The sequence below is a fragment of the Aquabacterium sp. genome (assembly GCF_041915145.1).
GTDB lineage: Bacteria > Pseudomonadota > Gammaproteobacteria > Burkholderiales > Burkholderiaceae_C > Aquabacterium.
Genome location: NZ_JAYSBZ010000021.1, coordinates 1 through 16,299, shown reverse-complemented (window position 1 = coordinate 16,299; position 16,299 = coordinate 1). Strand labels below are relative to the sequence as shown.

At 69.0% G+C, this 16,299-nt stretch carries 11 protein-coding genes; 6 read left to right on the top strand and 5 right to left on the bottom strand.

Going from position 1 to position 16,299, the window contains the following annotated elements; translation table 11 throughout:
* The first annotated feature begins 292 nt into the window (after positions 1–292).
* The 3 genes from ACE3SS_RS05830 (at position 293) to ACE3SS_RS05820 (ending at position 8,255) form a co-directional block, all read left to right on the top strand.
* Positions 293–2,974: a PD-(D/E)XK nuclease family protein gene (locus ACE3SS_RS05830; protein ID WP_374592225.1), complete on the top strand. Its 2,682-nt coding sequence runs from the start codon at positions 293–295 to the stop codon at positions 2,972–2,974.
* Between the two features lie 11 nt (positions 2,975–2,985).
* Complete coding sequence (locus tag ACE3SS_RS05825) at positions 2,986–6,402, top strand: UvrD-helicase domain-containing protein (RefSeq protein ID WP_374592224.1); 3,417 nt, start codon at positions 2,986–2,988, stop codon at positions 6,400–6,402.
* Positions 6,403–6,491: 89 nt separating this feature from the next.
* Complete coding sequence (locus tag ACE3SS_RS05820; RefSeq protein ID WP_374592223.1) at positions 6,492–8,255, top strand: HDOD domain-containing protein; 1,764 nt, start codon at positions 6,492–6,494, stop codon at positions 8,253–8,255.
* Positions 8,256–8,282: 27 nt separating this feature from the next.
* Here ACE3SS_RS05820 and ACE3SS_RS05815 read toward each other — a convergent pair whose 3' ends face one another.
* The 5 genes from ACE3SS_RS05815 to ACE3SS_RS05795 all read right to left on the bottom strand — a co-directional run bounded on the left by ACE3SS_RS05815 (position 8,283) and on the right by ACE3SS_RS05795 (position 13,558).
* Positions 8,283–9,062: a gamma-glutamyl-gamma-aminobutyrate hydrolase family protein gene (locus ACE3SS_RS05815; RefSeq protein WP_374592222.1), complete on the bottom strand. Its 780-nt coding sequence runs from the start codon at positions 9,060–9,062 to the stop codon at positions 8,283–8,285.
* A 229-nt stretch (positions 9,063–9,291) separates the two neighbouring features.
* On the bottom strand, positions 9,292–10,326 hold the full coding sequence (locus ACE3SS_RS05810; protein ID WP_374592221.1) for a quinone-dependent dihydroorotate dehydrogenase: 1,035 nt from the start codon (positions 10,324–10,326) through the stop codon (positions 9,292–9,294).
* A gap of 100 nt (positions 10,327–10,426) precedes the next feature.
* Positions 10,427–10,834, bottom strand: coding sequence for a hypothetical protein (locus tag ACE3SS_RS05805; RefSeq protein WP_374592220.1), 408 nt, complete (start codon positions 10,832–10,834; stop codon positions 10,427–10,429).
* Between the two features lie 136 nt (positions 10,835–10,970).
* Complete coding sequence (locus ACE3SS_RS05800; protein WP_374592219.1) at positions 10,971–12,968, bottom strand: bifunctional UDP-sugar hydrolase/5'-nucleotidase; 1,998 nt, start codon at positions 12,966–12,968, stop codon at positions 10,971–10,973.
* 47 nt (positions 12,969–13,015) lie between these two features.
* Positions 13,016–13,558 (bottom strand): FxDxF family PEP-CTERM protein, encoded by a 543-nt coding sequence (locus ACE3SS_RS05795; protein WP_374592218.1) that lies wholly within the window; start codon positions 13,556–13,558, stop codon positions 13,016–13,018.
* 245 nt (positions 13,559–13,803) lie between these two features.
* On the opposite strand from ACE3SS_RS05795, the gene ACE3SS_RS05790 reads away from it, so the two are divergent.
* The 3 genes from ACE3SS_RS05790 to ACE3SS_RS05780 form a co-directional block, all read left to right on the top strand.
* Complete coding sequence (locus ACE3SS_RS05790) at positions 13,804–14,286, top strand: MarR family winged helix-turn-helix transcriptional regulator (RefSeq protein ID WP_374592217.1); 483 nt, start codon at positions 13,804–13,806, stop codon at positions 14,284–14,286.
* Positions 14,287–14,326: 40 nt separating this feature from the next.
* Entirely contained in the window at positions 14,327–15,772 is a 1,446-nt protein-coding gene (locus ACE3SS_RS05785; protein WP_374592216.1) for an efflux transporter outer membrane subunit, read from the top strand.
* 26 nt (positions 15,773–15,798) lie between these two features.
* Positions 15,799–16,299: biotin/lipoyl-binding protein (locus ACE3SS_RS05780; protein ID WP_374592215.1), on the top strand; the 501-nt coding region annotated here is incomplete at its 3' end.

Here is a 16,299-nt window from a genome sequence, read left to right as displayed (position 1 = left end):
CCTTGAAACGGCCGCGACTTCGGCGGCTTGTTGGAGCCCGGTGGTTCGCATGGCTGCGCAACCGAGCGGTGGGTTCGGAGAATTCTGACATAAAGCCTGTTACCTCAAGGGTGGCATTGCCCGCAATTGAACTATGACGTTGATAGCCGAGCCTGGGTCACTTGTTGCTGAGCCGCCCGTCGCGCCCGGATGGGCTCACGCGTTTGCGGGCGGCGATGCGGGCTGGGCAGCGTGGGCGCAAGGCGTTGCGGCTTGGCTGCGGCAAAGCGGGGTGTCCGCGCGGGACGCCTACGTGCTGCTGCCATTCGCGGCGCATTTGCCGCTGGCGCGCCGGGCCTGGGTCGGCGAGGTGGGCGGTTGGCTGCCGCGCATCGAAACCACGCGCACGCTGGCACAGGCGCTGGGGGGCACGTTGGCCACGCCGGCCGGCGCCTTGAGCGGCGACCGCATGGTGGACCGCCTCACCGCTCGCGCGATGCTGACTCGGCACGCCTGGGCGCGGGACTGGGCTCGGCGCGACGGCCTGGGTTTCGCGCAAGCCGTCGATCGATTCGTCGAGACCGCGCAGCAACTGCTGCGGTCGGTGGCCGGCGTGTTGCCCGAGCAGCGGGGCGCCTTTTGGGATCAGGGGCGGGCCTTGCTGGCGCCGTCTGCCGGGGCGGGCGCCCGCGAGCGGCTGCTGGCCGGTCTGGCCCTGGAGTGGGCGGCGCAAGCCCCGGCGCCAGTGACGGACGCACTGCTGGGGTGCCGCCCGGCTGCGTGGGTATTGACCAACGTGGGCACGGCCGAGCCCGTGGTGCAGGCGGTGATGCAGCGTGCCCGGGCAGAAGGCGTGCCCTTGTTGTGCCTGGACGCGGTGGCGGCGCTGCAAGGGCGGCTCAGCGCGCCCGATGCCGCGCTGCCGCAAGCCTGCGTCGAGCAGGCGCTGGATTTTGAAGACGAGGCGCAGCGAGCGGCGGCGCGGATTCACCAGTTGCTGGCGCAGCGTCAAGCTGGAGCGGGCGTGGTGGCCCTGATCGCGCAAGACCGCAGTCTGGTGCGCCGCGTGCGGGCCTTGCTGGAGCGCGGTGGAGTGGCCGTGGCCGACGAAACGGGCTGGAAGCTGTCGACCACCCGGGCGGCTGCGGCGCTGATGAGTCTGCTGCGACTGGCTCGCGTGCAGGCGTCGTGCGACGACTTGCTGGATGGCCTGAAATCGGGCTGGGCCGACTGGGCCGGGCTGACTGCGGGCGAAGCCGGCGAGGGCGAGCTCATGGATGGCGAGCAGGCACTCGAAACCTGGGCGCGCCGCCTGGGCTGGACCCGAGCCTGGAGCGTGGACTGGCATGTGGAGCGCGACGAACCTTTGCGCCCCGGGTGGGACGACGCGCGATCTCTTTGGGAGGCTGCGGCCCGGTTCGCTGCCATCGTGCGAGGGGGCTCGCGAAGCTCATTGCTCGATGCCTTGCAGCGTGTGCACGATGGCTTGCAGGCTTGCGGCGCGTTGAGCGCCTTGCAGGCCGACGATGCCGGTGCGCAGGTGCTGGACGCCTTGCGCCTGACACGGCTGGGCGCCGCGTTCGCCGACGATGCCTGGGGGGCGGCAGCCCGGGCCACGCAGGTCGATTTCGAAGGCTTGATCCGGTGGGTGGACGAGGTGCTCGAGCAAGTCGCCTACATGCCGGGCATGCCCGACGCGGCCGATGTGGTGATCACGCCGATGGCGCGCGCCGTGCTGCGGCCGTTTGCCGCCGTGGTCTGGCCCGGTGTCGACGAAGACCACCTGGGCGAGCCCGCGGTGGCGCCCTCGTTGCTGGGCGAGCGGGTAGCGCAGGCCCTGGGCGTGCCGACCCGGGCGGTGTTGCGCGAGCAGCAATGGGCCGGCTTTCGGCTGCTGCTGGCCTCGCACCCGGTGCACTGGCTGTGGCGCGAGGCGGACGGCGATCGGCCGCTGGGTTGCAGCCCCTTGCTCGAGCGCTGGAAGCTGAAGCGCGCCATCGAGTCCTGGCGAGTGGCGAGCGATGCGCGCGGCGAGTTGACGCTCTCGCCCACACCGGTGATTCGCCCGCTGCCGCGCCTGTCGCCTGACATCGAAATGCGCCTGCCGGCACGGCTCAACGCCACCACCTACGAAGCCTTGCGCAGTTGCCCCTATCGATTCCAGGCCGAGGTGCTACTGGGTTTGCGTGAGAGCGATGAGCTGGAGGACGGCATCGACAAGCGCGATTACGGCACCTGGCTGCATGAGGTGCTGCGGCGCTATCACGCCGACGATAACCCCGGTGCCATCAGCGCGGCCGCGTTCGATGTGGACGCCGAAGTCGATCGCCTCTGGCAGGCGGCCGAGGCGGTGACCGCCGAGAACGGCTGGGACGAGGCCGAGCGGCGCGCGGCCTTCTTGCCCTACTACGCGGCCTTCGCCCGGCTGGCGCGGGTCTACGTGCAATGGTGGGCCGAGCAGCGTGCTCGCCTGGGCGCCGAGGTGCTGCGCATGGAGCTGCCCGTGCAGGCCGACTGCGCCGAGTTGCGCGAGCTGGGGGTGTCGCTGTCGGGGCAGCTGGATCGAGTCGACTCGGTGCGCCCGAGCGAAGGGGCCGATGCCGGCACGCCGGGGCTGCGCGTGTGGCGCATCCTCGACTACAAGACGACAGCCAAGGCGACCTTGCAGGCGCGCGTGAAGGTGCCGACCGAAGACACGCAGCTGGCCTTTTACGCTGCCATGCTGATCTTGCAGGAGCAGCAGATGCCGCGCCTGGAGGCCGGTTATCTGAGCCTGGAGGACCGCCAGGCCAGCCTCGTCGCGCACCCCGAGGTGGAAGCCAGCGCGCGCAGCCTCATCGCCGGGCTGGTGCACGACATGCAGCGCATCGCGCAGGGCGAGCCGATGCGGGCGCTGGGCGAGGGGCCGGCTTGCGACTACTGCCGCAGCCGTGGCCTGTGCCGGCGTGATCATTGGGGCGACGAAGCCGAGGTCCAGCCGGGGGTGAACGCATGAGCGAGGCGATCGTGTCAACGCAACAGGCGCCGCAAGCGGCCTCGCAAGAGGCGTCGTATTGGATGGACGGCCGCCACGTCGAGCGCGCCGGGTTTTATGCCGTGGCGTGCGACCCGCGTCGCAGCGTGGTTGTCGAGGCCTGTGCGGGCGCCGGCAAGACGTGGATGCTGGTGTCGCGCATCTTGCGGGCGCTGCTCGAAGGAGCCGAGCCGCAAGAGATTCTGGCCATCACCTTCACCAAGAAGGCTGCTGCCGAGATGCGCGAGCGTCTCTTCGAGTGGTTGCGCGACTTTGCCGCGGCCGATGACGCCCAGCGCCAGCGCGAACTGGTGATGCGCGGCCTGCCACCCGAGCAGGCCGCGCAACAGGCCGGCGCCTTGCAGCAGCTTTATTGGCGCGTGCTGGCTGGTGGGCGCGCGGTGGAGATCCATACCTTCCACCGCTGGTTCTCGCGCCTGATGCGCGCCGCACCGATGGACATGCTGGCCGAGCTCGGCCTGCCGCCCGAGATGAACCTGCTGGAGGACAACACCGAGCTGTTGCCCGACATCTGGCGGCGCTTCTTGCTCGCGGTGTCGGCCGACTTGGGCCTGACCGACGACTACACCGGCCTGATCGGCGAGCTGGGGCGGCACTCCACCCATGCCTGGCTCGAAGCCGCGCTGGCCAAGCGCAGCGAATTCGAGATGGCCGACGCAGCAGGCGTGGTCGAGTCCTGCCTGCCCGACGCCGCGCACTGGTCCGAACGTTGGGCGGCATTTGCCACGCCTGCCGAGGCGGTGCTGGGGGGTGACCTCAACACCCGCCTGTGGCGCGTGGCCCGGCATTGGGGCGCGGCCAAGGGCGCGACGCCGCTGCGGCTGGCGGCCGAGCTGGAGGCCGCGCTGAGCCAGACCGACGCCGAGATCGCATTCAAGGACGTCTGGAGCGCCCTGTTCACCCAGAAAGACACCCCGCGCGCCAAGTTGCCCGAGAGCGACGACTGGCCGGCCGTGGCCGACGAATTGCAGGCGCTCAAGGCCGCCCGCGACCAGCAGATCGCGCACGAGCTGCACGCTCGCATGACCCGGCTGGCTCGTGTGCTGCTGCAGGCGTATGTGGACATCAAGCGCGAGCGCGGTCTGGCGGACATGGACGATCTCGAACGCGGGGCGCTGCATCTGCTGCGCGACGCTGCGTTGTCCGGCTGGGTGCAGGAGCGGCTCGATGCGCGCGTGCGGCAGGTGCTGATCGACGAGTTTCAAGACACCAGCCCGCTGCAGTGGCAGGCGCTGCATGCCTGGCTGGCGGGGTATGCCGGCGCTGGCGGCGGCGCGAGCGGGCGCGAGCCGCCGGGGGTGTTCATCGTGGGTGACCCCAAGCAGAGCATCTACCGCTTCCGGCGTGCCGAGCCGCGCGTGTTCGAGGCGGCGCAAGCCTTCGTCACGCAAGGGCTGGGCGGCGCCTTGCTGGCCTGCGATCACACCCGACGCAACGCCCCGGCCGTGCTGGCCGCGCTCAACGGCATGTTCGAGCAAGCCTCGGCCGAGCGCGCGTTCGCGGGGTTCAGGCCGCACACCACCGAATCGAAGACCGGCGGCGCCGTGCTGGCCTTGCCGGGCGTGCCGCGCTCGGCCCGTTCGGCCGAATCGGGCGATGCGTCGGCCGGCGAAGACGCTGCCCCGGCGTCCGACGAGGGCGTTGTGGATGACGACTGGCGCGACAGCCTGCTCACGCCCCGGCACGCCGCCGAAGAGGCGTTGCGCCAGATCGAGGCGCGTCAGGTGGCGGCGGCGATTGCCGAGCTGCTGGCGCAAGCAGACCAGCCGCGTTTGCGCCCGGGCGACGTCTTCGTGCTCAGCCGCCGGCGCGAGGCGCTGCGCTGGGTGGCGCAGGCCTTGCGCGAGCGACACATTGCTCACGTCGCGCCCGAAGACCATGCCTTGCTCGAAGCACCCGAGGCCCGCGACGTGGTGGCGTTGATCGACGCGTTGGTGTCTCCGCAGCACGACCTCTCGCTGGCGCACGCCCTGCGCAGCCCGTTGTTCGGGGCGACCGATGTTGACCTGTTGGCCCTGGGGGCGGCGGCGAGTCGCGCCGTGGCGGGGGACGCCCGCTCGCGCAGCGGGCGAGGAGGGTGGTGGCGAGCCTTGCTGGCGCACGATTGGCCGGCTCACCCCGCCTTGCAACGCGCGCGCCGGCTCTTGCCTCGTTGGCAGCTTGCGGCCCAAGGGGTGCCGCCGCACGATTGGCTCGACCGCATCGTGGCCGAAGGCGAATGGCGCGAGCGGCTTGCGGCCGCCGTGCCCGCCGCCCAGCGGCAGGTGGCTCTGGCCGCGCTGGACGCCGTGCTGGCCCAGGCCCTGGCTTTGGACGGCGGGCGCTACCTCACGTCCTACGGCTTCGTTCGGGCGCTCAAACGGCAGCCCTTGAGCTTCGTGGCGCCTCAGCAGGCCGATGCGGTGCAACTGTTGACCGTGCACGGCGCCAAGGGGCTGGAAGCGCGCGTCGTCTTCATCGTCGATGCCGATGCCGCGCCCGCCAAGGCCGACACGCACACGCTGCTGATCGACTGGCCGGTCGATGCCCCGCACCCGACCTGCTGCGCGTTCGTGAAGTCAGAAACCAAGCCGCCGCCGTCGCTGGTGCGGGCCATGGACACCGAGCGCCTGATGCGCCAGCGCGAGGAGCTCAACGGCCTGTACGTGGCGATGACGCGGGCGCGCGAGCAACTGGTGTTCAGCCGACTCGAGCCGCATCGGCGTGGCGAGCATGCCACCTGGTGGCAACGCGCCGAAGCCACCGGCGGCCTGGGCGGCGCGGCCATCTGGCAGCCGGGCGCTGGTTCGACCGCGGCGGTGGGCGAGGGGCGCGCGCTGGAGCCGATCCGCCTGCCTGCGGCGCGGCGCTTTGTCGAGCGAGCTGAACCGGGGGCCGAGACGCACCTCGCGAGTCCGGCCGACAACCGCGAAGCCCAACTGGGGCGCGCGGTGCACCGGGTGCTGGAGTGGCTCACCGCGCGGCCCGTGGCGCAGCGCAACGCGGCGCTGCCCGATGCGACCCGCGCGGCGGCCGCCGAATTCGGGCTCGGCGCCGCGGATGGGCCCACGCTGGAGCACTTGGTGCGGCCGGTGCTGTTCAACCCGGCCTTGCAGCCCTGGCTCGACCCTGCGGCGCTGGCGTGGGCCGGCAACGAGGTGGAGCTGGTTGACGGGGGCGACGTGCTGCGGCTCGATCGCCTGGTCGCCCGCCCGCTGGCGACCGGCGGGCAAGAGTGGTGGGTGCTCGACTACAAGCTGCAGCATCGGCCTCAGGAATTGACCGCCTATCGCGAGCAACTGAGCCGCTACCAACGGGCCGTGCAGGCGCTGCAACCGGGCGACATGGTGCGGGCGGCGTTCATCAGCGGCGCCGGTGAGCTGATCGAATGCGGGGTGGACTCGATTTAGGCCGCCAGACGCGGGTTTTTTCACGTACTGATCGCAGGTGAGCTGGCATTCAATCGGGTGAACTGCCTTTCGACACGTCATCACGCCGCATGGTTGCTCACGCCCGCCCGCTTGCCTCTCGACTGGGGCGCTTCGAGTTGCGTCATCTGCTGGGCAAGAGCGCCCGCTCGATGACCTGGGCAGGGTTCGACAGCCGGCTCGACGCCGAAGTGCTGCTGAGCTTGCCGCGCAGCGCCCCGTCTGCGGCCGGTGTCAAAAGCTGGCTGGACGCGGTGCAAGGCGCGGCCCGTCTGAACCACCCCAGGTTGCTGACTCCGGTCGAAATCGGTGTCGAAGACGGCTGGCCCTTCGCGCTGTACGACTTGCGTGAGCTCGTGCCGCTGTCGGAACAACTGGCCAGCGGGGCGCCCACGCCCTGGAACGTGGCCGAGTGGGGCTGCGACCTGCTCGAAGGTCTGGCCTACGCGCACGAGGCCGGCGTCAGCCACCTCGATGTCGGCTTGCACCAGGTGGTGTTCGACTCTCAAGGTAGGGCCACGCTGCTCGGCCTGGCGGTGGGGATGTTCGTGACCGACCCGAACGCGTCAGCCGCTGCGGCGCACGCCCAGGGCGGACACCATGGCGCCACGGCGGATGCCACGCAACTGCGCAGCCAGCGTGACGCCAGCGAGCGCGACCTGCTGACCTTCGGGCTGCTGCTGCACCGCCTGTTGGCCGGACACCCCGCCCTCGACGAGCCCGATCTGGCGCAGGCCGCCGCCCGGGTCGGCCGCGAGATCGTGCGCCTGCCCTGGACGACGCCGCACACCGTGCCCGACACGCTGCGCGCCATCGTCAACCGCGCCACCGATCGCCAGCCGCGCCAGCGCTACCTCAGCGCGCGTACCTTGCTGCGGGCCTTGCATGGCTGGCTTGAAGTCAACGCGCAAGATTCGGCGGGGCCGCTGGCCCTGCTGCTCGACCGGCTCAACAGCGTCGGCGCCTTGCCGGGGCGCGAAGGTTTGTCGGCTCGCGTCAGCAAGCTGGCGCGCATGGAAGGTCAGCGCGTCGACGAAATGGTTGATCTGATCGTGCAAGACCCAGCTTTGGTGTGCGAACTGCTGCGCATGATCAACGCGGTGCAGTTCCACGGCCACGGCGAGGGCCCGGTGAGCTCGGTGCGCCGGGCGGTGTTTCTGGTGGGCATGCACGGCGTGTACTCGGCGGCGCAAGGCCTGCGTCCGTGGCCGGGCGCCCTGCTGGGCGGTGGGCGCGGCGACGCGGCCGTGCTGCTTGAGCGCGCGCTGCGCCGCGCTTGCGTGGCCGGGCTGGTGGCCGATGCGTTGTGTCCGCCGGGCACCGACTCCTACGAGGCACTCAGCGCCGGCATGCTGCAGAACCTGGGGCGCCTGCTGGTGCTGTATCACTTCCCGGAAGAAGCGGCGCAAATCTCGCGCCTGACGCTGCCGGAGCCGCCCGAGGTGCCGGGCATGGCTGAGACGCCGGGCATGTCCGAGTCCGCCGCCACCAGCGCGGTGCTGGGCATCGAATACGAGGCGCTGGGCCTGGCCGTGGCCAAGCATTGGGGGCTGGACGAAGAACTGGTGCAGGCGCTGCGCCCGCTCAATCTGCAGAGCCCGGTGCGCAAGCCCGACGACCGGGGCGACGTATTGCGCGCCGTGGCCAGCGCGGCCAACGAGGCGCTGGACGCCATCGAGCAACCCTCCGCCAAGCAAGCGCATGCGCTCAGCCACGTGGTGCAGCGCTACGCGCGCGCCATCGACATCAACCTGAAAGAAGTGCAGGAGGCCCTGCAGTCGGCGCGCAAGGCGATCGACGAGGGCAGCTTGAAGTTCACCAGCGCGGCGGGCTGAGCCGCCTAACGAGGCGCCGCCCGGGGCTCAGCAACCGAAGCGTCGCGCCTGATGCGCCTTGCAGGCCGCGCCGAACGCGGCAAACAGCTTCACCGAGATCGGGTTGGCGGCCGCCATCCACTCGGGGTGCCATTGCACGCCGAGGTTGAAGGCCGGCGCGTCCACCTTGGTGAAGGCCTCGATCAGTCCGTCGTGGGCGCGGGCCTCGACGCGCAGGCCGGGAGCCAGCTGCTTGATGCCCTGGCCGTGCAGGCTGTTGACCTTGAATTCACCCGTGCCCACGATCTGCTCCAGCAGTCCGCCGGGCTCCACCGACACGTGATGGCGCAGCGTGCCGTAGCGGCTTTCGAGCGACTGGGTTTCGTCGTCGCGGTGGTCGTCGAGCCCATCGGCCTCGTGCACGGCCTGGTGCAGCGAACCGCCGAGGGCCACGTTCACCTCTTGAAAGCCCCGGCAGATGGCCATGAGCGGCACGCCCAGCTCCAGCGCCCGGGGGATCAACCCCAGCGTGAGGCGGTCGCGCTCGAGGTCGAGCGGCAAGGCGGGGTTGTGCACCGCTTCGCCGAAGTAGATGGGGTGCACGTTCGAGGGCGAGCCGGTGAGCAAGATGCCATCGGCGAACTCGAGCAATTCGTCGATTGCGTCGGCCTCGGTGGCCGGCGCCACCAGCGGCATGCAACCGGCCATGCGGACGGCATCGACATATTTGCGGCCGGCGGCGTGGAAGACGTGGCCATCGAGATTGCGCTGGCAGGTCGGCAGCAGCACGCGAGGGCGAGTGAGCTGGATGACTTCGGGCGCGTTCATGGTCAAAGGCGTGGTTCGGGTTGACGAAATCGCCGTTGCAAGCGGCGTGCCATTTTTGACTGTCATGGCATGACAACGAGGTGGGGAGCCATCAGGTTGACGGCCGTGCCACGTGTCACCCGTCTATTGAACCGCGCCGCGCCCTGAGCCGAACCGCGAAATAGCGCACGCGGGGCGCCTCAATAAAAGGCACCACGGCTGGCCGCTCGACAGCGGTGCTGCGCCGGAGTCAACCGCGCAACGCCAGCGCGCATTCGCGCACCAGGGCGGGGCCCCGGTAGATCAGGCCCGTATAGATCTGGACCAGGTCGGCGCCGGCGTCGATCTTGGCCCGGGCATCGCTGCCGCTGAGCACGCCGCCCACGCCGATGATGGGGTAGCCCGCGCCGAGTGCCGCACGCAGTTGGCGGATCACGCGGTTGCTGGCCTCGAAAACCGGCCGGCCGCTCAGGCCACCGGTCTCGTCGGCGTGCGGCAAGCCCTTGACGGCCTCGCGCGAGATCGTGGTGTTGGTGGCGATCACGCCGTCGATGGCGTTCTTCTTGAGCGTGGCGGCGATCACGCCGACCTGCGCTTCGTCCAGGTCAGGTGCGATCTTCACGAGCATCGGCACGTTGCGGCCCAACTGCGCGGTGAGCTTCAGACGGCGCTCTTGCAGCGCGCCGAGCAGGGCGTCGAGCGCTTCGTCGCTTTGCAGGCTGCGCAGGTTCTGCGTGTTGGGCGACGAGATGTTGACGGTCACGTAGTCGGCATGCGGCAGCACGCCTTCGAGCGCGATCAGGTAGTCGTCCACCGCGCGCTCAATGGGGGTGGTGGCGTTCTTGCCGATGTTCAGGCCCAGCACGCCGCCTTGCGAGCGAAAGCGCGCCTGCTTCACGTTGGCCAAAAAGCTGTCCAGCCCCTCGTTGTTGAAGCCGAGTCGGTTGATCAGCGCGTCGGCCTCGGGCAGGCGGAACATGCGCGGCTTGGGGTTGCCCGGTTGCGCTTTGGGGGTGACGGTGCCGACCTCGATGAAGCCGAAGCCCATCGCGCCCAGGCCGTCGATGCAGCGGCCGTTCTTGTCGAGCCCGGCGGCCAGGCCGATGCGGTTCGGGAAGGTCAACCCGGCGATCTGGACCGGGTCGGCCACCCGGCTTTGCGACCACAGGCACTGCAGCGGCGTGTTCTGAAAGCGGGCGATCGAGCCGAGGGTGACCTCGTGGGCGTGCTCGGGGTCGAGACCAAATAGAAAGGGACGGGTGAGGGCGTACGGTACGAGAGGCATGGTGCGTGATCGGGCTGAGGGCGGGGCCGGCACGCGATGGCGCATCGGCAACCCGCCATTTTCTCAGACCCGATCAGGCCGGGCGTGCGCGCCGAGCTTCTCAGTGGGTGGTGGCTGGCGCGGCAGGCGGGCAGGGCGCAGAGATGGTCACGCACAGGCGCGACTCCGGCACCACCTGTCGGCTCTGGGCTTGGCGGTAGCGCGCCTCGAAGACGGGCAGAAATTGCCCGGCGTCGGGGTAGTCGTTTTGTAGTGCGCTGCGCACCCGCGTGAGGGCGACATACCAGTAGGCCGTGGCGGCGACCGGGTCGCTCGCCATCTGGTCGGCGTAGTAGGCCAGGCAGCTGTCGTACTCGGACAGCAGTTCGTGGATGGTGTGGTCGCAAGACAGCGCGAACTGCACGCCGCGCTCGATGCCGGTCAGCTTGTTTGACGGCGCATGCCAGTCGTGCGCGCCGCCGTGAGCCTGCGCGGTGGGGCTCGTCAGGCCCACCAGGCTGGTGAACATGAGCGTCGCGGCATGAGAAAGAAGGGCTCGACGCATGCGAAAACCTCGTCTGGAAATAGAAAAGCCGGCAGCGCTCGGGCTGCCGGTCAAGCACCTGACCGCCGCAGCGGTCGCTCTTGTACTTGTTCCGGTTGGATCAGTGCTTGGTGATGCGGCCCAGGGCCGGCGGGGCCAGCGGAGCCAGCTCCGACGAGTGAGCCTTCCAGTAGGCCACTTGAGCGTCGATGTCTTGCGCGCCGCCCAGGCGGTCGGTGCCGCTGTTGAAGATGGTGAGGTTGTCACCGCCGGTGGCCATGAAGCTGTTGACCGTGACGCGGTAGTTCAGCGCCGGGTCAACCAGCACGCCGTTGATCTTCAGTGTCGAGGCGTCCACCTTGTCGCAGTCGGCGCGGCTGGCGCTCCAGCTGTAGCTCAGGCTGGCCGAGGGCTGCATGATGCGCTGGGCGGTCTGCTTGTTCCAGGACTTGCAATCGGCCGATGCGGCAGACGACGGCGGGAACTGCTGCTCCAGCGCTTGCTTGAGCTGGGCGCCGGTGAGCGTCATCACCACCAGGTTGTTGCCGAAGGGCATGAAGGTGAAGGCTTCGTTGTACGACACCTTGCCGTCGCCCGCGCCACCGTTGTTCGGGGCGCTGGCCGAGTAGGCGAACACCGGGTCGGTGCCGCGCAGGCCGCCGGCGTTGGTGAAGGCCACGACGGCGCCGCCCTTGTCGGAGTCGGCGGTGGCGTACAGGAAGGCATCACCCACCAGGTTGCCGGCTTGCGATTCACCCGCGGCGTTTTGCACCTTGGTGATGTCACTGGTGATGTAGCCCACGATCTGGCCCGCGATCGGCTTGGCCAGCGTCTTGTAGCCTTGCACCAGGGCATCGACGGTGGGGTCGGCCGCCAGCGTGCTGGGGTTGACCACGATGTTGGTGGCGGTGGTGCTGACCACGTCGCGCGTTGTCGTGTCGATGTTCAGATTGATGTCGGTCACCACCTGGGCGTACTTGCCGGCGCTGGTCAGGCGGCGACCATCGGGGCGTTGGGCATCGGGGCGCACGCAGTTGTAGGCCCAGTGCGTGTGGCCGCTGACGATCACGTCCACCTCGGGGCTGAAGCGGTCGAGCAGGGGGATGATGTCCGACGACAAGCCCGTGCAGTCGTCCTTGCCGCCCGTGGTGAAGCCACCTTGGTGGATCAGCACGACCACGGCGCGGATGCCTTGGTTGCGCAGTTGCGGGATCAGCGCGTTCACGGTGTTGGCTTCGTCGTTGAACTGCAGGCCGGCCACGCCCGAGGGGGTGACGATCGACGGCGTCTGTTGCAGCGTCATGCCGATGAAGGCAACGGGGATGCCCTTGAAGCTCTTGACCTTGTAGGCCGGGAACAGCGTCTTGCCGGTGGCCGTGTCGACCACGTTGGCGGCCAGGTACTTGAATTTCGCGCCCTCGAACGGCACCGGCGTGCCCACGTCGGCCCCACGGCAGGTCGTGGCGGGGTCGGCGCCCACGGCGCAGCCGCCGGTTTGCTTGCGCAGCAGTTCGGTCTTGCCGGCGTCGAATTCATGGTTGCCGACCGCGTTGAAGTCCAGGCCGATGCGGTTCATGATTTCGATCGAACCTTCGTCGTGGAACAGGGCCGAAGCCAGCGGGCTGGCGCCGGTCAGGTCACCGGCCGAGACCACGGCGTTGTTCGGGTTCTGCGCTTTCAGGGCGTTGATCTGGGTGGCCATGTAAGCCACGCCGCCCGTCGGGTTCACGCCGAACAGCGCGCCTTGCTTGTCGAAGGTGCCGTGGAAGTCGTTGAACGCGATGACCTTGACCTGCAGCGTGTTGCCCACCGTCGAGCTGGTGGCAGCTGCCAGCAGCGTGGCCTGGTCGGCAGTGCTCAGGGGCGAGCCGGCGATCACGGTCTTGGCGTTGTTGACGAAGGCGGTGTGGCTGCCCCAGGTGATGTTGGGCAGGTCGGCCTTGAGCAGGTCGTTCAGCGTGCAGTTGCCCGCGCCGTCGCCATCGGCGTCGACGTTGGCGATGGTGGTGTCGACACCGCCGATGAACACGGTGGCTCGGGCGTCAGGTGTGGCGCAGGTGGCGGCCTGGCCGCTGCCGAAGGCGGCAAGCAGCGAGAGGGCGATCAGAGTGTGGCGCATGGTTCGGTCTTTCGAATGCGAGAGGACGGAGCGGGCGAGGGGGCGTATCAGCCGCGGCGGCGAGCGACGAGGCCCAACGCGACCAGGCCGGCGAGCAGGATCGAGTAGGTGGCGGGCTCCGGCACGGCGGTGGTGACGGAGACGCCGAGTACGCCGGCGCCATAGGCCGAGTTCAGCACCGAGCCCGACACGGTGTAGCTGCCGGGGCCGAGCAGCCAGCTGCCATGGCTCCAGTTGTTGCTGGCCAGGGCTTGAGCAAAGTCCACGCCGATGTCGGTGGCGGTGTCAGCGCCCGGGGCCGACGTGGCGGCGTTCACCACCACGTTGTTCAGCGCGTCGCGCACGACCACCTGGAAGGTGTCGCCAGCCAGGCCTGCGTCGGTCACGTTGAGGTAGCCGGCCTGGGTCAGGGTGAGGCTGAAATCGAGCGGTTTGGGCTCGTTGAACGCGTAGTCGTCCAGCCAGGTGCTGCCGGTGTCGCCGAAGTAGGCGGCGTTCCAGGCGTCAACGGCGAGGTTCACGGTGGTGGCGTGCGATGCCAGGGAAGCGGTGGCGAGCAGGGCGGCGCTGGCGAGGCGAATGGCCTTCATGGCGGATCCTTTGTACTGACGGGTTGAACAACGGATCCGCACCTTAGGCGTGGGGGGTGACGCAGAGGTGACGTCGATTGCCGCGGCGTAGTCTCAAAGACGCCCGCTCATCGGCGCATGCAGGCCGTGCTCGGCTAGCCAGACATCGCATCGGCGTGGGGTTCGTGAAAAGGTTGCCGACGCAATTGCTGCTTATGCAGTAACATGCCAGGCAGTTAATTTCACGGGGCGCTGCAAGGCCAGCCATGAGCAAGAAAGCCAACTTCTATTCCGGGGCCACCTACGACCCGCCCAAAAGCCTGGGCTGGTTGATTCGCCGCGTGGTGGCCGCCATGGGCCGCGAGGTGTCGGCGCGCATCGAAGGGCAAGACCTGACACAGGCGCAGTGGGGGCCGCTGTTCATGATCCATACCTGCCGCTGCCAGACCGCCGCCTCGCTGGCGCGCGAGTTGAACGTGGACACCGGCAGCATGACGCGCACGCTCGATCGCCTGGAAGACAAAGGCTTCTTGCGCCGCGAGCGCAGCACCGACGACCGACGCGTGGTCAAGCTGGTGCTGACCGAATCGGGCGAACGCGTGATCGCCGACATCCCTTACGTCCTCTCCGACGTGCTCAACGACTTCTTGCATGGCTTCACGCGGGCCGAGCACGACCAGTTGTTCTCGCTGCTCAGCCGCCTGCTTGAAAACGGCGAACGGCTGCAAGGCGGGCAGGGGCAGTCATGACGAGCAACACATACGCCAAGCCGGCACGGAGCAATCAGCCATGAGCACTCATTCGCATCAATCACTGCCTGGTCGGCTGGTGGCGGTGGTCGTCGCTCCGATCATGGTCGCCGCGATGCTTGCCGGCTGCGCCAACCCAGGCGGCATTGCGCCGCAGGCCGAGTTGCGCACGGCGCAATCGATGGGGGCGGGCGATGGCGCACGATCTGATTGGCTGCACAACGACTGGTGGCGCGCCTACGGCGACCCGGCGTTGAACCAGCTCATCGAGCAGGCCCTGCAGAGCAGCCCTTCGGTGCGCGTGACGCAAGCCCGCCTGAGCTCGGCCATGGCTCAAGCGCAAGCAGCGGGTGCGGCGTTGATGCCGCAGGTGGGGGCCGAGTTGCAAAGCACCCGCGAGCGGATGTCCGAGCACTACATCTACCCGCCGTCGCTGGCCGGGCACATGGTGAGCGACAACCTGCTGCGCGTGGGCGCCAGCTGGGAGCTCGATCTGTGGGGGCGCGACCATGCGGCGCTGCAGGCCGCCGTGGGCACGCAACGCGCGGCCGAGGCCGACTTGGCCGCTGCGCGCTGGTACTTGTCGACCCAGATCGCCAAGACCTACGTGCAGCTGGCCCGCTTGCAAGACCTGCGCGACGTGGACCAGGCCACGCTCAAGCAACGCGAGCAGACGCACGATCTGGTGGGCGACCGTGTGAAAGCCGGGCTGGACACGCAGGTCGAGCTGCGCCAGTCTGAAGGCGCATTGCCGCAGACCCGGCAAGAGATCGAGGCCATCGACGAGCAGATCGCGCTCACGCGGCACACCCTGGCCTTGCTGGTGGGCAGCAGCCCGCAGAGCATGGACGGGCTGACGCCGCGTTTGCAGGCCTTGAGCAGTGTCGAGCCGCCAGCGGTGATCCCGGCGGACCTGATCGGTCGGCGACCCGACCTCGCGGGCGCGCGCTGGCGCGTCGAGGCCTCGCTCAAGGGCGTCGAGGCCGCGCGGGCGGCGTTCTACCCGAACGTCAACCTGGCAGCGTTCGTGGGCTTTCACAGCCTGGGGGCCGAGCACTTCTTGAGTGGCGGCAGCCGCGAGTTCGGTGTGACCCCGGCGGTGAGCCTGCCCATCTTCGAGGGCGGGCGTTTGCGGGCTCAGTTGAGCGGCCGGGTGGCTGATGCCGATGCCGCCGTCGAGACCTACAACTTCATCCTCGCGTCGGCGGTGCGTGACGTGGCCGATGCCATGACCTCGCAGCATTCCTTGCGCAAGCAGTCGGCCGAGCAGCGGCAGGCGCAAGCTTCGGCCGAGGGCGCCTACGACCTGGCCCTGACACGCTACCGGGCCGGTCTGGGCACCTACCTGACCGTGCTCAGCGCTGAAACCGCCGTGCTCAATCAGCGCCGCCAGGCCGCCGAACTGAAGGCCCGTGAGCTTGATTTGCAGATTGGCCTGGTCCGCGCCCTGGGCGGCGGCTATGTGGCCGAAGCCAGCACGCAGTAACCCTCTACGTTTTCAAGGAAGACATCATGTCGGCACCGTCTCAACACGCTTCAAATTCCAACGGCACGCGTCGCGTCGCCATGCTGAGCATCGCGGCCGTTTGCACGGCATTGGTCGTCGGATATGGCCTGTATTGGGGGCTGCACGCGCGCTACTTTGTCTCGACGGACAACGCCTACGTGGCCGGCAATGTGGTGCAGGTGACCCCGCAAGTGGCGGGCACGGTGCTGGCCATTCGCGTGGAGGACACCGACTTCGTGAAGGCCGGCGACCCGCTGGTCAAGCTCGACCCGGCCGACGCGCAAGTGGCGCTGGATCAGGCGCAGGCTCAACTCGGGCAGACGGTGCGCGAGGTGCGTACGCTGTTTGCCAACGACGCCACCTACCAGGCCAACGTCAAGCTGCGGGAGGCCGAGTTGAGCCGCGTGCAGGCCGACGTGAACAAGGCGCAAGAAGACTTGGCGCGCCGCCAAGGGCTGACGGCCAAGGGCGCCGTGTCGAAAGAAGAACTCGAACACGCGCAGACC